23 protein-coding genes and 1 riboswitch are annotated in these 24093 nt (G+C 29.6%); of the genes, 14 read left to right on the top strand and 9 right to left on the bottom strand.

Features of this window, described 5'->3' with window-relative positions; all coding sequences use genetic code 11:
* The first annotated feature begins 328 nt into the window (after nt 1-328).
* The 5 genes from B2671_RS04750 (at nt 329) to B2671_RS04730 (ending at nt 6667) form a co-directional block, all read left to right on the top strand.
* Nucleotides 329-823 carry a hypothetical protein gene (locus B2671_RS04750; protein WP_346869386.1) on the top strand — a complete coding sequence of 165 codons (495 nt, stop codon included), beginning with the start codon at nt 329-331 and terminating at the stop codon, nt 821-823.
* Between the two features lie 288 nt (nt 824-1111).
* Nucleotides 1112-1936: a zinc transporter ZupT gene (gene zupT / locus B2671_RS04745; RefSeq protein ID WP_346869385.1), complete on the top strand. Its 825-nt coding sequence runs from the start codon at nt 1112-1114 to the stop codon at nt 1934-1936.
* A 21-nt stretch (nt 1937-1957) separates the two neighbouring features.
* Nucleotides 1958-3205 carry a UV DNA damage repair endonuclease UvsE gene (gene uvsE, locus B2671_RS04740; protein ID WP_346869384.1) on the top strand — a complete coding sequence of 416 codons (1248 nt, stop codon included), beginning with the start codon at nt 1958-1960 and terminating at the stop codon, nt 3203-3205.
* Between the two features lie 105 nt (nt 3206-3310).
* Nucleotides 3311-5251 (top strand): sigma-54-dependent Fis family transcriptional regulator, encoded by a 1941-nt coding sequence (locus B2671_RS04735; RefSeq protein ID WP_346869383.1) that lies wholly within the window; start codon nt 3311-3313, stop codon nt 5249-5251.
* A 336-nt stretch (nt 5252-5587) separates the two neighbouring features.
* Nucleotides 5588-6667 (top strand): 2,3-butanediol dehydrogenase, encoded by a 1080-nt coding sequence (locus B2671_RS04730; protein WP_346869382.1) that lies wholly within the window; start codon nt 5588-5590, stop codon nt 6665-6667.
* A gap of 111 nt (nt 6668-6778) precedes the next feature.
* On the opposite strand, the gene ric is transcribed toward B2671_RS04730, so the two are convergent.
* From ric to B2671_RS04695, 7 genes are all read right to left on the bottom strand, one after another.
* The gene (ric, locus tag B2671_RS04725) at nt 6779-7495 is read right to left on the bottom strand and encodes an iron-sulfur cluster repair di-iron protein (RefSeq protein WP_346869381.1); all 717 of its coding nucleotides are present in this window, start codon (nt 7493-7495) and stop codon (nt 6779-6781) included.
* Between the two features lie 127 nt (nt 7496-7622).
* Nucleotides 7623-8330, bottom strand: coding sequence for a Crp/Fnr family transcriptional regulator (locus tag B2671_RS04720; protein ID WP_346869380.1), 708 nt, complete (start codon nt 8328-8330; stop codon nt 7623-7625).
* Nucleotides 8331-8350: 20 nt separating this feature from the next.
* On the bottom strand, nt 8351-9376 hold the full coding sequence (gene frlB, locus B2671_RS04715; RefSeq protein ID WP_346869379.1) for a fructoselysine 6-phosphate deglycase: 1026 nt from the start codon (nt 9374-9376) through the stop codon (nt 8351-8353).
* A 20-nt stretch (nt 9377-9396) separates the two neighbouring features.
* On the bottom strand, nt 9397-10137 hold the full coding sequence (locus B2671_RS04710) for a GntR family transcriptional regulator (RefSeq protein ID WP_346869378.1): 741 nt from the start codon (nt 10135-10137) through the stop codon (nt 9397-9399).
* A complete protein-coding gene (gene frlD, locus B2671_RS04705) occupies nt 10137-10919 on the bottom strand; it encodes a fructoselysine 6-kinase (RefSeq protein WP_346869377.1) in 783 nt (260 codons plus the stop codon). The genes B2671_RS04710 and frlD overlap by 1 nt, the downstream gene beginning before the upstream one ends.
* Before the next feature lie 12 nt (nt 10920-10931).
* On the bottom strand, nt 10932-11651 hold the full coding sequence (locus B2671_RS04700; protein WP_346869376.1) for a GntR family transcriptional regulator: 720 nt from the start codon (nt 11649-11651) through the stop codon (nt 10932-10934).
* Nucleotides 11652-11910: 259 nt separating this feature from the next.
* On the bottom strand, nt 11911-12519 hold the full coding sequence (locus B2671_RS04695; protein ID WP_346869375.1) for a nitroreductase family protein: 609 nt from the start codon (nt 12517-12519) through the stop codon (nt 11911-11913).
* A gap of 134 nt (nt 12520-12653) precedes the next feature.
* Here B2671_RS04695 and B2671_RS04690 point away from each other — a divergent pair, with 134 nt between their 5' ends.
* The 6 genes from B2671_RS04690 to bioA all read left to right on the top strand — a co-directional run bounded on the left by B2671_RS04690 (nt 12654) and on the right by bioA (nt 17981).
* A complete protein-coding gene (locus B2671_RS04690; RefSeq protein WP_346847599.1) occupies nt 12654-12980 on the top strand; it encodes a helix-turn-helix domain-containing protein in 327 nt (108 codons plus the stop codon).
* Between the two features lie 158 nt (nt 12981-13138).
* A complete protein-coding gene (locus B2671_RS04685; RefSeq protein WP_346869400.1) occupies nt 13139-14032 on the top strand; it encodes an AraC family transcriptional regulator in 894 nt (297 codons plus the stop codon).
* Nucleotides 14033-14323: 291 nt separating this feature from the next.
* Nucleotides 14324-14884, top strand: a complete 561-nt coding sequence (locus tag B2671_RS04680; RefSeq protein ID WP_346869374.1) for a biotin transporter BioY — start codon at nt 14324-14326, stop codon at nt 14882-14884.
* Nucleotides 14885-14908: 24 nt separating this feature from the next.
* Complete coding sequence (gene bioB, locus B2671_RS04675) at nt 14909-15892, top strand: biotin synthase BioB (protein ID WP_346869373.1); 984 nt, start codon at nt 14909-14911, stop codon at nt 15890-15892.
* Nucleotides 15885-16601, top strand: a complete 717-nt coding sequence (gene bioD / locus B2671_RS04670) for a dethiobiotin synthase (protein WP_346869372.1) — start codon at nt 15885-15887, stop codon at nt 16599-16601. The genes bioB and bioD overlap by 8 nt, the downstream gene beginning before the upstream one ends.
* Nucleotides 16602-16619: 18 nt before the next feature.
* Nucleotides 16620-17981, top strand: coding sequence for an adenosylmethionine--8-amino-7-oxononanoate transaminase (gene bioA / locus B2671_RS04665; protein WP_346869371.1), 1362 nt, complete (start codon nt 16620-16622; stop codon nt 17979-17981).
* 295 nt (nt 17982-18276) lie between these two features.
* Here bioA and B2671_RS04660 read toward each other — a convergent pair whose 3' ends face one another.
* Together B2671_RS04660 and B2671_RS04655 are read right to left on the bottom strand one after the other, a co-directional pair.
* Nucleotides 18277-19380, bottom strand: coding sequence for an anti-sigma-I factor RsgI family protein (locus B2671_RS04660; protein ID WP_346869370.1), 1104 nt, complete (start codon nt 19378-19380; stop codon nt 18277-18279).
* On the bottom strand, nt 19377-20102 hold the full coding sequence (locus B2671_RS04655; RefSeq protein WP_346869369.1) for a hypothetical protein: 726 nt from the start codon (nt 20100-20102) through the stop codon (nt 19377-19379). Before B2671_RS04655 ends, B2671_RS04660 begins: the two co-directional genes overlap by 4 nt.
* 171 nt (nt 20103-20273) lie before the next feature.
* On the opposite strand from B2671_RS04655, the gene B2671_RS04650 reads away from it, so the two are divergent.
* The 3 genes from B2671_RS04650 to B2671_RS04640 are packed head-to-tail and all read left to right on the top strand — an operon-like array spanning nt 20274 to nt 23749.
* Nucleotides 20274-21977 carry an ABC transporter ATP-binding protein gene (locus tag B2671_RS04650; RefSeq protein ID WP_346869368.1) on the top strand — a complete coding sequence of 568 codons (1704 nt, stop codon included), beginning with the start codon at nt 20274-20276 and terminating at the stop codon, nt 21975-21977.
* Between the two features lie 40 nt (nt 21978-22017).
* Nucleotides 22018-22770, top strand: a complete 753-nt coding sequence (locus B2671_RS04645; protein ID WP_346869367.1) for an ABC transporter ATP-binding protein — start codon at nt 22018-22020, stop codon at nt 22768-22770.
* Nucleotides 22730-23749 (top strand): ABC transporter ATP-binding protein, encoded by a 1020-nt coding sequence (locus B2671_RS04640; protein WP_346869366.1) that lies wholly within the window; start codon nt 22730-22732, stop codon nt 23747-23749. The genes B2671_RS04645 and B2671_RS04640 overlap by 41 nt, the downstream gene beginning before the upstream one ends.
* Nucleotides 23750-23875: 126 nt before the next feature.
* Nucleotides 23876-23981: riboswitch (SAM riboswitch) on the top strand.
* Nucleotides 23982-24093: the final 112 nt, after the last annotated feature.

Genomic DNA, 24093 nt, shown 5'->3' with positions numbered 1-24093 from the left:
AATTATTGGATTATAGATGTTAATACAGGGAAACTATATGGTCCTTTAACTAAAGAAGAGTTAGAACTAAAACGTAGTGAATTACAAATAGATTCTAGCTTAGAACTTAAGGACCCTGAAAAATTTAAATATTTGAGAGATGAGAAAGAAAATAAGTAGTTTTAACTATAAGATATTTGTATTAGGGAAATAGTAATTATAAAAAATAAACAAGTAAATTAAGGTTTATTAAATTAATAAGATTTAGCCCTTATTTTTTTTGTAACACAAGTTTTTTCAATCCATAATATAATAACAGCACAGTATGTTATTATATGGAGGAATAATAGTGAAAGAATTTTTAAGTGTTGAAGGAGTAGTTAAAAGTATAGAAGTGATGAAAACATCAGTAAATGACACATCGGCATGTACAATGATAATGTCAGTAAGAGGAAGAAGAGATGATGATTTTAACTTAGTAGTTAGCCGAGATACTTATTTTGTAGACCATGTTAATATAAGACCTGGCGATTATATAATTGGATTTTATGATTCATTGGCACCTGTTCCATTAATATTTCCACCTCAGTATAGAGCTATTGTTATAGCTAGAAAATCAAAAAAAGAAAATGTCAAGGTATCTCATTTCAATAGAAGGTTAGTTAGTAGAGATGATTCACTTAGACTTAATATTAGTAATAGAACACAAATACTACTTGAAAATGGACAGAGCTTTTTAGGAAATATAGAAAATAGAAATCTTGTTGTTGTATATGGAATGAGTACCAAGAGTATACCTGCAATTACAACACCATCACAAATTATAGTTTTATGTGATAATTAAATATTTTATAAATAAGTTTGCCTAGTATGAATAATTATCATACTAGCAAACTTATTCTTAAATCCAGCTATTTTATATAGGAGAGCATAGTAGTGATTTTTAAATTGATTATGATATAATAATTATACTATTAAAGGAAAATAGATTAATTTATCTTATGAAAATAATTAGGTTTAATCACGGTTAAAATTAGTAAAAGTTGCAGTAATTGATATTGTAATGATTACACAAGTTTGTATAAGTTATTAATAAGTATATGAATAAAATATAGGAATTAGGGGGAAAAATATGGAACAGGTTTTTATTGCCTTTGCATTAACGTTATTTGCAGGGCTATGTACAGGAATTGGAAGTGCTCTTGCGTTTTTTGCTAAAAAGACCAATACAAAGTTTTTATCAATTAGTTTAGGATTTTCTGCAGGAGTTATGATATATGTTTCTATGATAGAAATTTTTGTTGAAGCTAGGAATTTATTATCCGTTGAACTTGGATTTAAATTGGGTTCTTGGGTTACAGTAGGAGCTTTCTTTTTTGGTATGTTAATTATAGCGATTATTGACAAACTTATACCAAGTGGTGAAAATCCTCATGATATTTATAAAATTGAAGAATTAGAGGGAGCGGAAAATGAAAATTTAAAAGATACATCAAAAGATAATAAGAAATTGCTTAGAATGGGATTACTTACAGCGCTAGCAGTGGCTATTCATAACTTTCCAGAAGGATTGGCTACTTTTATTTCTGCATTACAAGAACCATCAATAGCCATACCTATAACAATTGCTATTGCTATTCATAATATTCCTGAGGGTATCGCAGTGTCAGTTCCAGTATTTTATGCTACAGGTAGTAGAAAGAAAGCCTTTCTATATTCTTTTCTATCTGGACTGTCAGAGCCTCTAGGTGCTATTATTGGTTATTTAGTACTAATGCCATTTATTAACAATGTTACTCTTGGAATTATTTTTGCTATAGTTGCTGGTATTATGATATTTATTTCTCTTGATGAATTACTTCCATCGGCAAGAGAATATGGTGAACATCATTTATCTATCTACGGACTAGTAGCGGGAATGGCTGTAATGGCAATTAGCCTATTACTTTTCATTTAATTAAAAGGATGGTGTTGTAAGTTGCTTGAAAAAAATAGAATTGGATATGCATGTACACCTGCATCTATTCCGTATAAAACTTCAAGAAGCTTTTTATTAAAAAATTTTAGTGATAATGTTTTTAATCAGTGCGTTAGAAGTAATATTGATGATTTAATGAATATATTAAAGTGGAATGTACGAAATGAAATATATTTATTTAGGATAAGTTCAGATATAATCCCCTTTGGTAGTCACCCCATTAATAACCTAAAGTGGTGGGAGACCTATAATAAAGAACTTACAGAGTGTGGAGAGTTTATAAAAAGTAATAATATTAGGGTTTCTATGCATCCTGGTCAATATACAGTTCTAAATTCTCTTAATGAGGAAGTAGTTGAGAAAAGTATTATGGACTTAGAGTATCATTGCAGATTTTTAGATAGTTTAGGGGTGGACTATTCTAACAAAATTATACTTCACGTTGGAGGGGTATATGGAGATAAAATTTCTGCTATGGAACGATTTAAGCATAATTATAATAGACTATCAAACTCCTTGAAAAAAAGATTGGTAATTGAGAATGATGATAAGAGTTATACCATAGAAGATGTATTAAATATTTGTAATGATATTAAAATACCAGCAGTGTTTGATAATCTTCATCAACAGCTCAATCCTTGTTCTTTAGAGTGGAAGGATATTTTATACTCTGTTAAAAATACATGGAAGGTTGAAGATGGTCCAGTAAAATTCCATTATTCTGATAGAGATATAAGTAAAAAAGGAGGAGCTCATTCTAAGTTTGTTGTTATTAGTAATTTTTTAGATTATATGAAAAGTATTTCAGAAATTAATTCAGATGTCATGCTTGAAGTTAAGGATAAGGAAATATCAACAATCAAGTGTATTTGCACTCTTAATGAGGACTTACCAATTTCAATAAGGACAGAGCAATGGGCGAAGTATAAGTATTCTTTAATGGAAAAGGATTATTCTTATTATAAAAAATGTAGTAGCTTAGTAAATTCTCCTATACCAATGAGAGAAGTGTATATGTATATAGATCAGTGTTTAGAAAAGCCTTTTAGTAGAGGAAATTTCATTAACACAGCTGAGCATGTTTATGGATATATAAAAGATAAAGCAACATTAAAAGAAAAGAATAGGTTTAATGAACTTTTAAAAAATCCAGACGAAAATAATATTAAGGTAAAAACCTTATTAAGAAAATTATGTGAAAAGTACGAAGTAGATTATATTAATAACTCTTATTATTTTATATATTAGATTTAGTTCTAGGGATATATTTTTTCCATGGTGATATAAAACAAATAGTAAAATAATAAATTTGTTGTTTTAAGTATATATTTCTTAAGGGGTGGGAGTGTAAGAATGGACAATTATACGGAATTCATTACAAAAGCATGGAATGAATTTGTGAAATACGGTATAGATAACAAAAAAGTTAAAAAAGATATAAGACATTCATGGATAAGATGTAAAGAGTATCATGTAGACTATATGGATGGAAGAGGTGTTGAGGAGTATAAAGCTCCTGTAGCAATTAAAGTTAAAGAGAATATAGAATTAGTTTCAGTAGCACATTCTATAATGGAGAATTTGTATAACACCATATCAGGTTCAGGCTTTGCTTTATTCCTTGCAGATAAAGATGGATATATAATAGATGTTATCGGTGATGATAATATTTTAGAAAAAGCCAGGGATTTAAGATTTACAAAGGGAGCCTTATGGTCAGAAAAAGCAGTAGGAACTAATGCTATAGGAACTTGTTTATATATAAATAAACCAATGCAAACTATTGGGGCTGAGCATTATGGTATACAACAACATTCTTGGACGTGTTCATCAGCACCTATACATGATAGTGATGGGAAAATAATAGGGTGTATAAATATGTCTGGCATATGCAAGGATGCACATCTGCATACTTTGGGAATAGTTATTGCAGCAGCTGAATCCATAAAGAAACAGTTAGAACTTATATTATCCTACAATTTATTAAATATAACTTTTGATTCCATTGTAGAGGGAATGATAGTAATAGATGAAAAATTTAATATTAAGAGAGTGAATCATAGGGCAGAAAACATTTTAGATATGAACCAAGATGAAATATTTGAAATAAATGTAAAAGAAGCTCTGGGTAATTTAAATTTTGATTACATTATAGAAAATTATGAAGAAGCTTATAATAACATAGAATGTGACTTTAATATTAAGAGTAAAAGAATAAAATGTATATTAAATGTTGTACCTATGAATGTTAATAATAGGTCTATGGGAGTAGTTATAACTTTTAGAGAAAGTAAATCTGTACATAGGTTTGTAAATAAAGTGGTAGGATATAAGGCTAACTATAAGTTTAAAGACATTGTAACTAGTAACGATAAAATGATAAATATGATAAATTTTGCAAAAAAGGCTTCAAGAAGTGATTGCAATATATTAATAGAAGGACCTAGCGGAACGGGAAAAGAACTGGTAGCTCAAGCTATACATAATTATAGTGAAAGAAGTAATGGACCTTTTGTAGCTGTTAACTGCGCTTCAATTCCTAGAGATCTAATGGAAAGTGAATTTTTTGGTTATGATAAGGGAGCTTTTACTGGAGCTGCTAAAGAGGGACATCCAGGGAAATTTGAATTAGCAGATGGTGGAACAATTTTCTTAGATGAGTTAGGAGAACTTACTTTAGATATGCAATCGAAATTATTGAGAGTTTTAGATAACAATACCATAGTTAGAGTAGGCGGAAATTACGAAAAGAAATTAGATGTAAGAATAATAGGAGCAACTAATAAAGAGTTAAAAGAAGAGGTAAGTAAAAAAACTTTTAGAGAAGATTTGTATTACAGGTTAGATGTAATGAATATAAAAACGATCCCTTTGATGGAAAGAAAGGAAGATATAGAGACACTAGCAAAACACTTTGTTAATAGTCTTAATTCTAAAAATAAAGCTAAATATAAACTAATAACAACAGATTATATAAATGAACTAAAAAAACATGATTGGCCTGGAAATGTAAGAGAACTTAGAAATGCTATAGAAAGGGATTATTATTCTAGTGAAAAGGATATAATCTGTGTACAGTCTTTGGAAAAGTCACAAATAATAGAAGCTAATTTTAATAATGAGAAAGCAAGTGTTGTAGATGAAATAGTACCTATAGATATTTTAGAAAGAGAAAGTATAATAAAAGCTATTAACTTTTGCGGAGGTAACATATTAAAGTCTGCGGAAATGCTAGGAATAAGTAGAGCTACTATTTATAGAAAGATAAAAAAATATAACTTAAAAAATCTATAAATTACTTTGTTTTTTTATTATCAATGATTAGAATCATATATGTATCAAAATGAGAATTAAATATAATAAATCTCAAGATGAGACACTAAGCGGTGTATCATTTTGAGATTTTTTCATTTACCATATAAATTAAATTTTCAAATAAAGTTTATAGTAAATTTAATTAGAAATATAGAATGAGACTCGATGTAGTCATTTTCATAGCTTCAGGTAAAATAGGGTGAATAATGTTTTAAAAAGTATTTTAAGCAATGATTTTGGCATAAGACTTGCATAATAAATGTGTGAGAATATTAACAATATATTAGATTATATTTTTTAGGAGGTACTTTTATTATGAAAGCAGCATTATGGTATGATAAGAAAGATATTAGGGTTGAAGAGGTAGATGAACCAAAGGTTACTAAAGGAAATATAAAAATTAAAGTTAAATGGTGTGGAATATGTGGTTCAGATTTGCATGAATATTTAGGAGGACCTATTTTTATACCTGTTGGACAACCTCATCCTTTAAGTGGGAATATAGCACCAGTAGTTCTAGGGCATGAATTTTCAGGGGAAGTTGTAGAAGTAGGAGAAGGAGTAACAAAGTTTGAAATAGGTGATAGAGTTATTGTAGAACCTATAGTAGCTTGTGGAGAATGTCCAGCATGTAGAGAAGGTAAATACAATCTGTGCTCTTCCTTAGGATTTCATGGACTTTGTGGTAGTGGTGGAGGACTTGCAGAATATACTGTATTTCCAGAAGAATATGTGCATAAAATGCCAGAGGGTATGACCTATGAACAAGGAGCTTTAGTAGAACCAATGGCGGTAGCACTTCATTCTATTAGAATTGCTAATTTTAAAACAGGAGATACTGCTATTGTACTTGGTTCAGGTCCAATAGGCCTTGCAACTATTGAATGCTTAAAAGCAGCAGGAGCAAAATTAGTAGTAGTGTTACAAAGAAAATCAATAAGACAGGAATATGCAAAGAGGTCAGGAGCTGATGTTGTTCTTGATCCAAATGAAGTTGATATAGCTATGGAGGTTAAAAAACTTACTGGTGGAACAGGTGTAGATGTGGCCTTTGAAACTACAGGAGCAAAGATAGGCTTTGATATAGGCTTAGATAGTTTAAAATATGAAGGAACTATGGTAATAACAAGTATTTGGGAAGATGGAATAAACTTTAATCCTAATGTATTAGTATTTTCTGAAAAGAAAATAGTAGGAACTTTAGCCTATAGACATGAGTTTCCAGCAACAATTGCGCAAATGAGCGATGGAAGAATTAAGGCAGAAGGATATATAACTAAGAAAATAGCACTTGAAGATATAGTTGAAGAAGGATTTGGAGCTTTGACAGGTCCTGAAAAGAAAAAACATGTGAAAATTCTTGTAACTCCGGATAAAGCTCTTTTAAATAAATAAGAAATCAGAGAAAATGTAGAGATATAAAACCAATGTGGAATAAAGTGGTAAAAAGCCTAAGGAAATAAATTATCCTTAGGCTTGTAAATTTTTTTATTTTAAGAAAGTTACTTATTGATGTTTGTTAATATCCAAGTTCATTCTCTTAAATAAAATATTGTTTTCAAGGTGAATATGCTGGAATAAATCACTCTCTAGTTCTTCAATAATTTTATAAGTTATAACATAGGTATTACAACCGTCATTAGGAACTTTGAAATCATTGGTAATTTTTCTAAGTTCCTTTAAAATATCTCCAGCACCTTCATGCTCCTCTTCGATTTCATTAATTACTTCATTAATTTTTTGAAGTTGATTAACACTTGGATTTTTATCATATTCTTTAATTAATGGGAAAAGAATTTGTTCTTCTTTAAGCAAATGTTGCTCTAATTCAGTTTTAAGCATTGAAAAGAGCTTATGGACTCTGAATAGTACATTATGGTTTATACCATGAACTCTCATTATTTTTGTTGTTAACTCTCCTAATTCAGGAAGTACTTTCTTAGTATAGGCATGATGAGTATTTTCAATATGGTCAATTAATTCACTTGATGTCAATGCCCTAAAATCTATGAATACTTCTTTTGTATTATTACTTTCTTCAAAAATCTCATTTATTTTATTTAATATTAGATTTTCATCAAGATGTAATTCATAGAGTACCTCTTCAAAGGGTCTATTACCTCCACAGCAAAAATCGATTTTATATTGTTTGAAAATTTCACTAGCCTTAGGCATAATTGAAACAATTTCTCCTACGGTTTGAGAACTATTAAATTTATTCATATATATTCCTCCAATACAGTGTTATTTAAAGATTTCTTGTTTATAACTCTATAATATATTAGTTATATAAAATATTCTGTGACTGGAGTCATAGTTTTAAAACAAACTATCTAATTATTTTTATTTTTTAATTCATTAAAGCATTTATATCTCGTATCAAAATCTGTTTGTTTCCTATCATATCAATGATACCTTCATCTTGTAGTACGATTAATTTCCTACTAACTGTTTCTCTAGAAGTACCTATATAATTAGCTATTCCTTCACGGCTTAATGGGAGCTCTACAATAATACCATTAGGATGTTTTTTACCATACCTTTCTGCAAAATCAAGAAGTAGTGAGTTTATACGCCACTCTATGTTTTTAGTACCCATATTTTGCACTGAGCTCTCTATTTTATCCATTCGACTACATAATTCTTCTATGATTTTAATCCCTATTTTAGGATAATTAATTAAAAGGTTTTGAAAGTCATTTTTATTTATCATGCAAATATAAGTAGTTTCTAATGCTTCAACATTATAGGTAGATTGTTGATTATTTAAGAGATTTTTTTCACCAAAGAAGTCACCGTGATCAAATATATATAGAATCTGCTCTTTGCCTTCAATAGTATAACGAAATACTTTTACCTTACCTTTATCTATAATGATTAAATTTTCTAAATAACTTTCTTCCATTATAATTAGCTCACCTTTTTCATATTGCTTTTTTACAATTAAGGTAGCTACTTTACTTAGTTCTTCAGAATTTAAACCAGAGAAAATTGGAACTCTTTCTACACATAATTTATGAAGACAATTATCGCAGTTACATTTTTTATATTCACTCATGAATAATCACATCCTTATTTTTAGTATTTAACAATACCTCCATAATATCTTCTATCATCTGGATTGTGATCTTTGTAAATTGAAAGATAATAGAAAAACCACTCGAGAGGGACAAAAAGTACAAAAGGTGATAGCATAGGATGAAGGTCTTCAGCTATTTCTTTATAATCAAAGACAATATAATCCTGATCTAATTTCTTAACAAAATTTATAGTTCTTTCAGTAGTATGTCTAGATTCATCTGTACCTAATAGAAAAATAAAAGGTATTCCTTCTTCAACAATTTCTAAAGGTCCATGGCGGAATTCACTACTATTTATACTTGCTCCATGAGTCCAAGCAAATTCCATCATTGTAATAACACCTTCTTTATAGGCTAAAGGAGTTAGTGGACCAGCAGCCACAGTATATATTATATCCCAATTAGAAGCTTTTTCACCGAGGGTTCGTCCTTTAGATTCCCAACTTGTTACTAATTTTCCTAAAATGTTAGGAAGTTTTAATATGTCTTCTTGAATTTTAGTTATTTCAAGGCTTGGTGTAACTTTATTGATAAGTTCTAATGCAAAGGTATAAGTAATTAATAAGTGAATTTCCCAGATGCATTCAGCTTCATAGGCTACTAAATAGTCACCTACAGGAGCTAATAAGTTTCCAGAAGGATCACGAGTAACGCTGACAGTAAGTGCACCAGTAGCTTTAGCCTTTTTTAAAGCTTCTACTACTTCCTCAGTGTTTCCAGATTGAGATAGAGCAATCACTGCTGTTTTTTCATCTAAATTATAAGGTGTAGAATCTAAAAAGTCGTAGCCACTATAAGCTTTAGAATTAATATTTGAGTATTTTTCAAATAGCATAGTAGCAGTTTCACAAGCACAAAGAGGTGAACCACAAGCTATAAAATAAACTTTGTTAATTCCCATTTTAGCCATTTCATTAACTATGTTTCTAATTTTAGGAACGTCCTTTTCTAATACTTTTTCAACTTCTGTAACCATATTTTCTGTAACAAGAAAATCTACAGTGGACTTATCAATATTTAACATATAAATACCTTCTTTCTATATTATTTATTAAAATGTACATTATAGTTACATTTATCTCCTCTTGTATAGGTCTTTGTAAATTCTATAACTCTTCCAGTATCATCATAGCTAGTACATTGAAATAACATTACCCAGGAAGGGGTATCTAGAGATAAAAGTTTACTATGCTTATCATCTAGTCGAACGATTTCCAAGGTTTCATCTGCAGTAACAAGGTTTATATTATAAACTTCAAAGAGTTCATATATTGAAAAAAAAGATAGGTTAATTTCATCTAAATTAGGTAGTATATATTTTGGAATATGAATATATTCTAGGGATATAGGTTCTTTGTTGGCATAACACAGTCTCTTTATAATATAAATATCATCATCTTCATTTATATTAAATTTTTTACTCAAAAGTTTTCCAGCAGGTTTGGTAGTTTTATTTAGTATAGTGGTTTTTGAAGGTGTATTTTTATCCTTCATAGTTTTAGTAAAACCTCTTAAGGTATATAAGTCTCTTTCAATTTTAGAATTAAGAACAAAAACACCCTTACCTTTAATACTCTTTAACAATCCTTCACGGATAAGAATGGATATAGCATTACGTACTGTTAGACGATTTATTCCATAGGTATTAGATAATTCATTTTCAGAGGGAATTGCTGTACCAACCTTGAATTCACCACTAATAATTTTATTTCTTAGGATATCCCTTAGTTGAGCATATAAAGGAGAGGAACCACTTAGTTGTTTTTTTGAATTATTATCAGTCATTACCAAGCACCAAAATATTTTAAGGTTTTAGATGCAGTTTTAGCACCAAGAAGCATAGATTCATTTATGGAGCTTTTATTCAGAATACCCTTTAAAAAACCTGCTATGAAAGAGTCTCCAGCACCTAAAGTGTCAACTACCTTTGTTTCTATGATGTCTTGAAAAATAAATTCTTTACCATCGTAGGCAACACTGCCCTTATTGCCAAGAGTTACAACTACTATTTTAGGTCCTTTACTATGAATATCCTTCATAAAGTTTTCTATATAGTCATCTCTTTTAGAATAAGAAAAAAATGCATAGTCTACATAATGGATGGTTTTATTAACAAGAGAGTCTTTTAATTTAGTAGCATAATCAAAAGAAATAGGAATATTTTTTTCTTTGATGTGGCAAAGGTAGTTCTCAGTTTTACCCCAATAGGCTGTATGAAAAAGATCGTGGTTACAAATGAAATCTAAATCTTCATTAGTAAGTTCAAATTTACTTAATACACCTTCATAATAATCTCCCATGACTCTATCTCCCTTTATTAAAGAAACCTCTGTTATAGCTGTAGCACCTTCTAATACCCGAACATGAGAAGTATCTACCCCTTTAGAATTAATGGAATTAATCATTAATTCTCCATATTTATCATTACCAACCACTCCAACATAGGAAGAGATTTCATTTAATTCTTTCATATATACTGCTACATTTACGGGATTTCCACCAGGATAACTTTTACCTAAGTTTAAATATACATCTATACAATTGTCACCTACAGTAGCTATTTTCAATATAATCAACTCCTATCTTGTTAATATACTTTTTAGTTTCACTCTATCTGCACGTATTACAGAATAGAAAAATTCAACGGGAAAACCTTTTTCTTCTAGCACAGTACCCTTGAGGTAAAAAAGGGGAAAACCTTCTTCAACTTTTAAAAGTTCTGATTCTAAGGCTGTAGCATAGGTCATGGATATTTCTTCCCAACCACTCTTTAAATTTAGATTAAAATCCTTTTTTAAAACCTCATATAAAGAAATTTTTTCAAAATTTTTTCTAATTAGCTCATCATAATACTTGGAAGCTAGATAACTATTTTCTATAGCAAAGGGCACGGAGTCTACTGATCTTAATCTAATTAGTTCACATAAATTGTTATTAGAATTTTCCTTTAGGTTTTCATAGGCAAAGGTATTATCATTTAATAGCTTTAATGAAAGTAATTTGGTAGATAAATTTAAAGAATTTTCATCTATAAATTCATGGAAAGAGTTTAGACTTTGTAAATTTTTTTCAAGTTTAGGTTCTGATAAAAAAGTTCCTGAGCCTTTCTTTTTATATAATTTACCATGATTAATTAATTGGTCTATAGCTTTTTTTAAGGTAGTTCTATTACAATCCCACATACTACAAAATTCTCTTTCGGAAGGAAGTTTGGTATTAGGTGATAAGTTATTTTCAATAATATAGCATTGAATTTTTTCCATAAGTTTTTCTCTATTGAGAAGGAGTGAATTATCCATAACATTATCCTTTCTATAAATTTCTATTTTTATATAAACAAGTTCACATAAAAACTATACCACTTATAATATAATATTAAAATATTAAAAAGTAAATATTTACTTTTAAATACATAAAATAAAGAATAAAAGGCTATATGAAAATGATATAGTAATATTACTATTTCACTTTTATATAGTCTTTTAATTATATTTGAAGATATGTTGAATAGATAAATTTAATATAACTATTAAATCTTAATAATTATATTACTCAATACTATATTTCTTTTAAAAGCACTTCATTATAATCTAATCTTGGTCTTTGCTTAGGAGTTTGGTCAGGATATCCTATAGGTAATAAGGCTAAAACATCATATCTGTCTTCAAGATTTAGAAGTGCTTTAACTTTTTCTTTATCAAACATCATAACCCAACAGCTTCCGAGTCCTAAATCTGTAGCTCTAAGAGTGATATGATCAATAGCTATAGCTACATTTAAGTTTAGATAAGCTTTTAAGGAAGCAGTATCAATGCTTTGTTTCCCTTTATTATAATTTTCATCTGCATTATTTAGAGGGGTATCAACAAATGCTTGAGCTTCTTTAAGTTCCTTCATTCTTTCTCCAGTCGATGTGATAGAATTAGGATCAACACAACAAGCAATTATAGCTGGAGCAGCAGAAACAAAAGGTAAAGGTGTACAATCTTTTAGCTTAGTTCTTGCCTCCTCACTTTTTATTACTATATATCGTGCAGGTTGAAGATTTGTACCAGAAGGCGCCAATCTTCCAGCTTCAATTAATTGGTGAATGTACTCTTCAGGTACTTCATCAGGCTTAAATTTTCTTATACTTCTTCTGTTTTGTATTACTTCTAATAGTTCCATAGAAACACTCCTTTTATTTTAAGTAGATTGTAATAAACTTATTTATTTTATATACTAATTATATATTTGCGTAATTAGTTTTAATAGTATGCACTTTTGTGTAAGATACTATATAAAAGGAGAGTAATGTTGAAATGTCTGGTACAAATAAAAATAAATATAAGTGTCCATTAGAATATACTCAAAAGTTAATTGGAGGAAAGTGGAAGCCTATTATTCTTTGGTATTTATCTACAAAAGGTATAATGAGGTATGGGGAGTTAAAAAGAGCTCTAACAAATATATCACATAAAATGTTATCTCAACAGCTTAAGGAGTTGGAAGGAGATAAATTAATTCATAGAGAGGAATACCATCAGATTCCACCCAAAGTAGAATATTCTATTACTGATAAGGGAAGGACATTACTTCCATTATTGGAGCTTATGCATAAGTGGGCTGTAGAAAATATTGAAGAATGAAATCATATAGACAAATATAAATATTAATATGTATAGAAAGTATGCTTTTAAATGAGCATGCTTTTTTATATAGATTGAAATTTTAGCAAATTAGGAACAGCTTAAATTTAAAAGTCTTGATATAATAAAGATACCCAAGGGAAAAGGTTGTGATAAAAGTGAACTACAGTAAGGATATTGATAGGTGTATTGAATTTATAGAAAATAATATCAAGGAAGCTATTACTGTGAGTGAAGTTGCTGATTATGTAGGGTATTCTGTAAACCACTTTTGTAGAGTTTTTACTTTATGCAAAGGTATATCTATAATGGAGTATCTTAGAAAACGTAAGCTATCATTAGCAGCAATAGAACTATTTAAAGGAAAAAAAATTATTGATATTGCCCTTGAATATGGATTTGAAACGCCTAGTGGATTTTCAAAGTCCTTTCGGAAAGCTTTTGGATATAGTCCAACACAATATATAGCTAGAATGGATGGATACTTTAATAAGGAAATAACATTTAAAATTGGAGGTTATATTATGAAGCCTGTTATTGTTAAAAAGCCAGCTTTTAAGGTAGCTGGATATGGAATAAATACCAATATTGGAGGAACAAGTTATACAAAGGATATTGCATCCTTTTGGAGCAATTATGATGGAGAAAATTTAGAAACAAAGATGTATGAAATCTTAAATCCTCCTAATCATGGTGAAGTTGGTCTATGCGTTCCAACTGATAAAGGGGGAAATGTATGCTATCTTTTAGGAGTCATTGTTGAAGATTTCTCTAAAGTTACAGAGGATATGATTACAGTGGAAGTACCAGAGGCGGAGTATGCAGTATTTACAACTCCTCCAGTGGATGTTACTGTAGACCCTAACCAAGATAAGTTTTCAGAAGTGATTAAAGAAACTTGGAAATATATATTTGAAGAATGGTTTAAAGATAGTGGATATATCTATGACGAAGATAAATTAGATTTTGAATTTTATGATGAGCGTTGTCATTATCGAACAGATACGATTATGGAAATTTATGTTCCAGTAAAAAGGCTACTTGAAAATTAATTAAATATTAAAGTACAGGCTAAACTTTTAGTAAAAATTAGAAAAGAATTTTGAACTAGACTCTATGGAAAATAATAAATATAAAACTTGATAAATTAGAGAGCATTGCTATATAAAGAGCATGCTCTCTAATTTTTATGTACTTGTTAATAATATTAAATTAATTTTTAGCCTAGAGTAAAGGAAAATAATTATAGCAATATTGTAAACTTTTAATTATTTGAAAGTTGACAATTTATAAATTCTTAATTATAATCAACACTATAAAGTAAACATTTTAAGGAGAGAATTATGAAAACTACCAAGAATACGAGAAATTTGATTTTAGTAGCTATGTTTGCAGCCTTAACTGCTATTGGTGCATTTATTAAAATACCAATACCTTATGTGCCTTTTACTCTTCAATACTTATTTTGTGCTTTAGCAGGAGTTATCTTAGGCTCTAAACTCGGCGCACTATCCCAAATAATTTATGTTATGGTTGGACTTGCAGGTGTACCAGTATTTACTGAAGGGGGAGGGCTTAGCTATGTATTTAAACCTACCTTTGGATATCTTATAGGATTTATAGTGGCAGCTTATGTCATAGGAAAGATAAGAGAAAAGATTAAGGAATTAAGTTTTATTAAAGCTATGGGGATGCTTTTAGCTGGACTATTATTTATTTATTTATTTGGAGTTATATATCTTTATGTTAGCTATAACTTATATCTAGGACAACCGATGTCACTTTATTTTGCATTTTTTAATGGCTTTGTACTATGCATATCTGGAGATTTAATTTTAACAGCATTTGCAGCTTATGTAGCAATAAAAATAGTACCTATATTCAAAAGGTTTGGATACATTTAATAAAAGTGAAAGAAGGCTTGAAGTATGAAAAGTTTTATTAAGGATTTAGAGATAAGAATTTTATCAGGTGAATACATAAATTTTCAAGAAGCAATGGCATTAACAGAGCTTAGAAATAATGATGAGATTGAACAATTATGTCTTAGTGCTAATAATATAAGAAAAACCCTTTGTGGTAATAAGGTATATCTTTGCTCTATCATGAATGCAAAGTCAGGTAGATGTTCTGAAGATTGTAAATTCTGTGCTCAATCTGTTCATTATAATACTAATGCAGAAGTCTATGATTTAGCTTCAAAGGAAGCAGCATTAAAGTTAGCAAAAGAAAATGAATCAGAGGGAGTAAATAGATTCTCTTTAGTTACTAGTGGTAGGGGAATTACAAGTAGTGATTTTGATAAGGTTTTAGATATATATGAAAAACTTAATAGAGAACTAAAGATTGAGTTATGTGCATCTTTAGGAATACTTGATTATGATAAGCTACTTAAGTTAAAGGAAAGAGGAATAACTATGTATCATCATAACTTAGAAACAAGTAGGGAATTTTATAAAGAAATATGTACAACTCATAGTTATGAAGAAAGAATAGATACCATAAAGGCTGCACAGAAGGCAGGTATACCTGTATGTTCAGGAGGAATTATTGGACTTGGTGAAAGTTGGGTTGATAGAATCAATCTTGCTTTTCAATTGAAAAAATTAAAGGTTATGTCTATTCCAGTGAATGTACTTAATCCTGTAAAAGGTACTCCTCTTGAAGATTCTAAAAATTTAAGTCAAGAGGATATTTTGAAGACCATTGCTATTTTTAGGTTTATAAACCCTAAAGCTTTAATCAGATTAGCTGGTGGTAGAAATCTCATTAGGGATTTGGGGAAGGAATGCTTTAACTCAGGTGCAAATGCTACTATTACTGGAAATTATTTAACCACTTCTGGTAATAAAATATGTGATGATAAGAAAATGATAAGTGAACTAAAGCTGGAGGTTAGAAGTGATGGCTAAGGGGATATTTGTAGTTGGAACGGATACAGATGTAGGAAAAACTGTTATAACTGCAGGACTACTTCATGTCCTTAGAAGTAAAGGGCACAGAGCAACATATTTTAAGGGAGCTTTAAGTGGGGCTATAGAAAAAGGTGATAAACTAATTCCTGGAGATACTGACTTAGTAAGTCAGGTTAGTGGATTAAAGGAACCTTATGAAAATATAACTCCATATATATTTAAGACAGCGATATCTCCACATTTAGCTGCCCAAATAGAAGATAAACCTATAGATCTAAATATTATAAAGGCTAAATTTGAGAAGCTAAAAGAAAAATATGATTTTATAATTGTAGAAGGTAGTGGTGGTATAATATGCCCTCTAATTAATAGGGATGAAGAAATATATACACTAGGTGACCTTATTAAAGATTTAAATATGAGTACTGTGGTTGTAGCTAGAGGTGGAGTGGGAACAATAAATCATTCAGTACTAACTGTGAAATATATGGAGTCCGTGGGAATCAAAGTAAAAGGAATTATTATAAATAATTATGAAGATAATTATATAACTAAAGACAATATAAAGGTTATAGAAAAACTTACTGGAATTCCTATTGTAGGTAAATTTAAAATTATAGCTAGCATAGATAAAGATAATATAAGAACCACTGCATCAAGGATTTTTAATGATAAAACTATTATAGAATGGATGGAAGAATTATAGTGAAGGTTAGGTGTTTATATGAAGGATTATGTAAAAAGAGATTTAGAATATATATGGCATCCTTGTGCACAGATGAAGGATTACGAAGAGCTTAATCCTATAGTTATTGAAAGAGGAGAAGGGGTTTGGCTTTATGATATTCATGGAAACAAGTATTTAGATTGTATATCATCTTGGTGGACAAATACCCTAGGTCATAGTAATAAAAGAATAAATAAAGCCATAAAGAATCAAATTGATGAAATAGAACATGTTATCTTTGCTAATTTTTCAAATAAACCGGCTATTGACTTAGCAGAAAAGCTAGTAACCATAACACCAGAAGGATTAAATAAAGTATTTTATTCAGATAATGGATCTTCTGCAGTGGAAATAGCTTTAAAGATGAGTTTTCACTATAATATGCAAAGAAATAAAACTAAAAAGAAGAAATTTGTAGCTTTAAGTGATGCCTATCATGGAGAAACTTTAGGTGCTCTATCTGTGTGTGATATTGATACCTTTAATATGATATATAAACCCTTACTTTTAGATACTCTTAGGATTGATGGACCAGATTGTTATAGGTGTAAATATGGCTGTACTAGAGATAAATGTAGTGCTGAATGCTTTGAAGTTATGGAAAAATGTTTAGTTAAAAATCATGAAGAGATAAGTGCTGTAATAGTTGAACCAATGGTTCAAGGTGCAGCAGGAATGAAAATTTATTCGCCTATTTATCTTAAAAGGCTTCGTAATCTTTGTGATAAGTATGATGTACATTTGATAGTAGACGAAATTGCCATGGGATTTGGAAGAACAGGAGAGATGTTTGCATGCAATCATTCAGATATAAGTCCAGATTTTATGTGCCTTTCAAAGGGTATTTCTGCAGGATATATGCCAATGTCTGTAGTTATGACTACTAATGAAATATATAATTGTTTTTATGGTGATTACTCAGAAAGAAAATCTTTTTTACATAGTCATACCTATGCAGGAAATGCTATGGCTTGTGCTATTGCTTTAGAAAACCTAAAAATATTTGAAGAAGAAAATATAATAGAAAATAATAAAGTCAAGGGAAGATTAATAGAAAAACTTACAATAGAAAGAGCAAAGGATTGTAGACAGATAGGAGAAGTAAGAAGTATAGGCATGATAACTGCTATTGAAATAGTAAAGGATAGAGATACCAAGGAGAGATATTCTTGGCAAAGTAGAGTAGGTTATGAGATTTATAAAATAGCATTGAAGAAAGGGTTACTATTAAGAGCTATAGGTGATGTACTTTATTTCATACCACCTTATGTAATAAGCAAAGATGAAATAGAGTTTATGATAGATACTTGCTTTGAAAGTATAGAAGAATATTTTAAGTACAATTTTAAAATAGAATAACAGTAAAATAAATATGTAAATATAAAACTAGTATTATATATAGATATTTAACTATTAAACTAGTTAAATAGTTGTTCTGTTTATGCGGGTTTCAGAGATATTTATAGGCATATAAAAAATACAAAGAGTATGGGGGCATTAGGGGCATACTCTTTGTATTTTTCTGTACTTTACGATGTTTTTATCTTTAGTTTATTTAATTTATGTTTTTATCTTTAGTTTGTTTAAATTATATTTTTATCTTTAGTTATATAAGTAATATATATAAAAACTATTATTAGTTTTTATTTGATTTTTAATTACCCTTTTTTCCTGGATTTTCAGGTTTATTAGGTGTTTTTTCTTTAGATTTCTCATGTTTGTTAGGTATTTTTTCTTTAGGTTTTTCAGCATTGTTGCTATTTTTTTTCTCAGTTACTTCAGATTTTTTATTAGCTTTATTCTCAGTCTTTTCAAGCTTGTTAGTAGCTTTTTCTATTTTATTCTGAGATTTTTGGCTAGCTCTTTCCTGCGTAGCCTTAGTATCATTGGTATTTTCAGCTTCTTTAGTTAGGGCTTTATCAGTTTTTATTTCATCTGCCACTTCTGTACTATCTGTAGTTGATTCTTCATTAGATTCATCTTCATCAGAAGTTTCAGTTTGTTCTATTTTAGCTTTCTTATTTTCCTTGATAGCACTCATAATTTCTTTAACAGGTTTGTTTAACCACTCTTCAAGAATAATGCTTTCTGGATTTGAAGAACTATTTTGTAGTTTTTCAACTAAATTTAGTTTACCAGGTGTTACACCCAGTTCTTTGGCTTTTTGTACTCGTTCAAATCCAACACTTATAGTTTCAAGGGTAATATCTTCACCTATTTCTTCAATTTCAGTTTCTAAACTTTCTTGTAGTTTTTCAGCAAGTTCATCTGATTTTTCTTGATCTTCACCAGAAGTTGCAATAATAATTCCACCATCAATGTCATTATCAATGCTATTATCAAAATAACCATCTTCACTAATTTGATTAACTGTTTCAGCAACTGCATCTTCAATTTTTTGATTTTCAAGCTTGTCCAATTCAAGTTCATTAAGAATTTCCTGACCATCATCATTAACTGCAGTTATACTAATTACCTTGTCAAAACGATTTAAAGAATATTCAATAGAAGGATTTACATCTAAACTCACATAGGAGTAAGGTGTTTTATAGGCCCATAGTGTTATGCCTCCTACAATTGCAATCATAGCTGTTAAAGCAGAACACATTACCAATTTATTTATACTTTTCAAATTGTTATTTTTCATCTCAATCACCTGCCCAACGATATAATTTTTATCTTTTACTTTTGATATGCAGCCATCTTCAGAAAGGACTGCAGCATAGCCAGCCTTGATTTCTACAACAACAGATTTCATTTATTAATCTCCTCTCTGATGTACCTGAAATAGTAAGCTAGATTTGGATACTCTCCGGATAGTATCTCTACTGCTGCTATTATATATTTTCGGTGACGTTCTAATATTTTTCGGGGTACATTTAAATTTTTTTCAATTATTTTTAATGGTAGTTGTTTTGAACTTTGTAATTCATTAATTAATATTGGGTTATTGAGTAAATATACTACAACTTTTGCACAGGACGATTTTGTCTTTTTAGCTTTAGGTGAACATATAGATAAATCTAAAAATGAAAAGCCATAATAGAAAAATACTTCATTTGCAGCTTCAATCTCAAATTTTAGTGTATAATTTTCTTGGTGAATTATCTTTTCTGCTACAGCAAGTCCAAGTGCAATATCTTTATCACTTTCATTTTCATCTAACTGACAATTAAATATGGCAGGATTTACGGATAATTCTAAGTTATATTTCTTCTGAAGCCTAAGATAATCAATAAGACGCCTACGAATTATAAGCTCGGCAAAACTGAGAAAATTTCCTTTAACTAATTCGTAGCCTTTAATTGCTTGTACAAATGCCTGAAGTGAAACAGACCATTCATCATCACTTTTAGTTATGTATTTTCGGGTTATTTTTGATGTGCATTTCAAAATAAACAATTCATTTTGCTCAATGAAACTATTTAACAGATCCTGATTATTAGCAGCATCTATAGCCATATAATCTATTTCTCTCAACATGGCACCTCCTTATTCTTATTATTTTATCATCTAAAAATTATTAGGTAAACCTTTAGAACTATAAATTGCTAAAGTAAATTTCTGAATTTTAAAATAGATTTTTTAAAAACTTTAAGATATAATATATTTAGGAAAACGAAATATATTATATCTTAAAGGTGGAATATTATGAAGCAAATATTTAAGTATTTAAAACCTTATAGAGTAAACATGCTTATAGGATTTTCAATAAAGTTTACTGGAACTATTGTAGAACTAGCAATTCCATGGATTTTGTCTTATATGATTGATGAAATTATTCCATTAAAGCAGGTATCTCTAATTTTATTTTGGGGTGTAATTATGCTTTTATGTGCCATTTGTGCAGTGACTTTTAATATATTGGCTAACAGAATGGCTTCGAAGGTGGCAAGAGATACCACAGAGCGAGTTAGAAATGATTTATTCTCTAAAATGATATGTCTTTCTGATAGACAAGTGGATGCTTTTACACTACCTTCTTTAATATCTAGAGCTACCACGGATACTTATAATATCCATCAGATGGTGGGAATGATGCAAAGACTAGGTATTAGAGCTCCAATAATGCTTATTGGTGGAATAATTATAACATTGACATTAGATCCATTACTAACTTTAGTAATGATTTCAGTAATGCCTATTATTTTTATCACTATTATGTACATATCAAAAGTTGGTATCCCTATGTATTCAATTGTTCAGAAAAAAGTAGATGATTTTGTACGCGTAGTCCGTGAAGATATTACCGGAATTCGTGTAATTAAAGCTTTATCAAAGGAAGAACATGAAAAGGAAAGATTTAATGATCGGAATGATGCTACAGTAATTCAAGAAAAGAAGAGTGGTATGATTATGGCTATACTAAATCCAGTAATGAACCTTTGTTTAAATGTGGGGACAGTATTTGTTATTTTGGCTGGAGCTTACAGAGTAAATAGTGGAGCTATTAAACCAGGAGCAATAATTGCGTTTTTAACATATGTAACTTTAATATTAAATTCTCTTTTATTTATTTCCAGAGTGTTTACTAATTACTCCAAAGCAAGTGCTTCAGCAAAGCGTATCACTGAAATACTAAATGAGAAAGAAGAATTACCAATTAGGAATATACCAATTATAGATACAGATTATGCTATTAAATTTCAAAATGTCTCCTTTTCTTATAATCATAAAGAAGAAAATGTGAGTAATATAACCTTTGGAGTTAAAAAAGGTGAAATGCTAGGTATTATAGGAGCTACAGGCTCAGGAAAATCTACTTTAATTAAATTATTAATGAGATTTTATGATGTAGATCAGGGTTCTATTTATATAAATGGACAAGATATTAGATCCATTGACATGAAGAAGTTAAGAGAAAAGTTTGGAGTGGTATTTCAAAACGATTTTATAAGCACGGATACAATTTATGAAAACATTAAGTTTGGAAGAATTCTAGAGAATAGTGCTATAAGATCAGCAGCAGATTATGCTAAGGCAACTGAGTTTATTGAAGGCAAGGCAGAAGGCTTTAATACTAAAGTTGCAGTAAGAGGTGCAGATTTAAGTGGTGGACAAAAACAAAGAATGCTTATAGCCAGAGCTATAGCAGCACACCCAGAAATATTAATTTTAGATGATTCTTCTAGTGCTTTAGATTATAAGACAGACGCTGTACTAAGAAAAAACCTTACAGAACATTTTAAAGATACTACAACTATAATGATTGCTCAAAGAATTAGTTCGATTTTTAATGCAGACCACATCTGTGTATTAGAAGATGGTTATGTTGTAGGGTATGGAACTCATGAAGAACTTATTGAAAGTTGTGATGTATACAAAGAAATTAATAAGTCTCAGATGGGAGAATAAGTTATGGAAGTCAAAGTAAAAAGGAGGACATTTATAATATATGAAAAATAGAAAAAAGAATACATTAAAAAGAGTAATGTCCTATTTGTTTGAATACAAGATATTAATTATCATAGCAATTATATTATCCATAGGTTCTAACGTATTTGCCTTAATTGGTCCAATGTTATCAGGTTATGCTATAGATAATATTAATGTTGGAAGAGGCGCAGTAAATTTTTCTAAGATATATTATTACTGTGGACTTATGATTGGATTTTATATTTTATCTTCTATATTAGCTTATATTTTATCAGTACTTATGCTAGAAATTAGCAAGAGAATATCCTATAGACTAAGAAAAGATTTATTTGATAGATTATTATCTCTTCCAGTGGGATATTTTGATACCCATGCAACAGGAGATATCATAAGTAAAATTTCCTATGATGTGGATACTTTAAATTCTACCTTAACATCTGATTTAGTGAGCATTTGCTCAAGTATAATTACTGTGATTATATCCTTTGGTTCTATGGTTATGATATCTGAAAAGCTAGTTTTAGTATTTGTATTTACAGTTCCAATGTCTATTATACTTACTAAAAGAATAACTAGGGTAACAAGACCAATGTTTCGTAATCGTTCAAGAAAATTAGGGGAACTTAATGGAATGGTGGAGGAGTTTGTATCAGGTCAAAAGACTTTAAAGGCTTATCATCAAGAAGAAAACACAAAGAAAAAATTTGCAAGTAAAAATGAAGAAGCAGTAAATGCTTNNCTATTATGGTTCTATGGTTGGTCCTTCAGTTAACTTTATGAATAATTTATCCCTAACTCTTATCAGTATTTTTGGGGCTATTATGTATCTTTTTGGACAAATGACTTTAGGAAACATATCTTCCTTTGTACTGTATTCTAGAAAATTTTCAGGACCTATTAATGAAGCGGCTAATATCATGGGAGAATTTCAATCGTCCCTTTCTGCTGCCGAAAGAATTTTCCAATTAATGGATGAGATGTCAGAGGTAGCAGATAAAGAAGGAGCTAAAGAGCTTGTGTATATGGAAGGAAATGTGAAGGTAGAGAATATTTCCTTTGGATATAATAAGAATAAGATTATTCTTAAGAATCTTAGTATGAATGTACCTGCTGGAAGTATGATTGCTATAGTAGGCCCTACAGGAGCAGGAAAAACTACTTTAATTAATCTTCTCATGAGGTTCTATGATGTTAATGAAGGGGATATTAAGGTAGATGAAAATTCAATATCACAGGTTACACGTAAGAGTTTAAGAAAAGCTTATGCTATGGTGCTTCAAGATACATGGCTATTTGAAGGAAGTATATTTGAAAATATTGCTTATGGTAATGAAAATGCGACCATGGAAGAGGTTGTAGAAGCAGCTAAGGCAGCTAAAATTCATTCATATATAAAAAGACTTCCTAAGGGCTATGATACAGTAATTACTGATGATGGAGCTAATGTATCTAAAGGACAAAAACAACTGCTAACCATAGCAAGGGCTATACTTTTGGATGCAAAGATGCTTATTTTAGATGAAGCAACTTCTAATGTTGATACTAGAACGGAAGTTCAAATTCAAAAGGCTATGAGAAATTTAATGAAGGATAAAACCTGCTTTGTAATTGCACATAGGCTTTCTACCATAAGGAATGCAGAACATATTCTAGTGGTTAATGATGGAAATATAGTTGAACAAGGAAATCATGTGGAGTTATTAAAACAAAAGGGATTTTATAGTCAACTATATAATTCTCAGTTTGAATAATTAATAAAAAGGCTATTTTCAAATAATTAACTAATACTATAAAAATAAATTTTATTTATATGAAAAAGCTATTGACATAGATATTCATAGTCATTATAATCATATGTAATAAAATATTTAATATAATACTTATCAAGAGAGGTGGAGGGATAGGCCCTATGAAACCCAGCAACCAATGTGTTCATCTACATATATGGTGCTAAATCCTACAGTATGAGCTGAAAGATAAGAAGACGATTGTTACAACCTCTTTCAGTGAAAGGGGTTTTTTGTTTTCAAATTGTTTTTAGAAATTATACTATTTAAAATTTAATAATGAAACTCTTATCAAGAGAGGTGGAGGG

The sequence above is a fragment of the Clostridium sp. UBA5119 genome (assembly GCF_002414285.1).
GTDB classification, from domain to species: domain Bacteria; phylum Bacillota; class Clostridia; order Clostridiales; family Clostridiaceae; genus Clostridium_J; species Clostridium_J sulfidigenes.
This window is presented reverse-complemented; position numbering and strand designations above follow the sequence as displayed.

What these genes read in the sequence shown, in the direction of transcription:
- B2671_RS04695 (WP_346869375.1), bottom strand. Translation starts at nt 12,519, where the DNA reads ATGGAACTATTAGAAGTAATACAAAACAGAAGAAGTATAAGAAAATTT.
- B2671_RS04680 (WP_346869374.1), top strand. Translation starts at nt 14,324, where the DNA reads ATGAAAACTACCAAGAATACGAGAAATTTGATTTTAGTAGCTATGTTT.
- bioD (WP_346869372.1), top strand. Translation starts at nt 15,885, where the DNA reads ATGGCTAAGGGGATATTTGTAGTTGGAACGGATACAGATGTAGGAAAA.
- ric (WP_346869381.1), bottom strand. Translation starts at nt 7,495, where the DNA reads ATGAATAAATTTAATAGTTCTCAAACCGTAGGAGAAATTGTTTCAATT.
- bioA (WP_346869371.1), top strand. Translation starts at nt 16,620, where the DNA reads ATGAAGGATTATGTAAAAAGAGATTTAGAATATATATGGCATCCTTGT.
- B2671_RS04710 (WP_346869378.1), bottom strand. Translation starts at nt 10,137, where the DNA reads ATGACTGATAATAATTCAAAAAAACAACTAAGTGGTTCCTCTCCTTTA.
- B2671_RS04690 (WP_346847599.1), top strand. Translation starts at nt 12,654, where the DNA reads ATGTCTGGTACAAATAAAAATAAATATAAGTGTCCATTAGAATATACT.
- B2671_RS04720 (WP_346869380.1), bottom strand. Translation starts at nt 8,330, where the DNA reads ATGAGTGAATATAAAAAATGTAACTGCGATAATTGTCTTCATAAATTA.
- B2671_RS04735 (WP_346869383.1), top strand. Translation starts at nt 3,311, where the DNA reads ATGGACAATTATACGGAATTCATTACAAAAGCATGGAATGAATTTGTG.
- bioB (WP_346869373.1), top strand. Translation starts at nt 14,909, where the DNA reads ATGAAAAGTTTTATTAAGGATTTAGAGATAAGAATTTTATCAGGTGAA.
- B2671_RS04730 (WP_346869382.1), top strand. Translation starts at nt 5,588, where the DNA reads ATGAAAGCAGCATTATGGTATGATAAGAAAGATATTAGGGTTGAAGAG.
- zupT (WP_346869385.1), top strand. Translation starts at nt 1,112, where the DNA reads ATGGAACAGGTTTTTATTGCCTTTGCATTAACGTTATTTGCAGGGCTA.
- B2671_RS04700 (WP_346869376.1), bottom strand. Translation starts at nt 11,651, where the DNA reads ATGGATAATTCACTCCTTCTCAATAGAGAAAAACTTATGGAAAAAATT.
- B2671_RS04660 (WP_346869370.1), bottom strand. Translation starts at nt 19,380, where the DNA reads ATGAAATCTGTTGTTGTAGAAATCAAGGCTGGCTATGCTGCAGTCCTT.
- B2671_RS04650 (WP_346869368.1), top strand. Translation starts at nt 20,274, where the DNA reads ATGAAGCAAATATTTAAGTATTTAAAACCTTATAGAGTAAACATGCTT.
- frlB (WP_346869379.1), bottom strand. Translation starts at nt 9,376, where the DNA reads ATGTTAAATATTGATAAGTCCACTGTAGATTTTCTTGTTACAGAAAAT.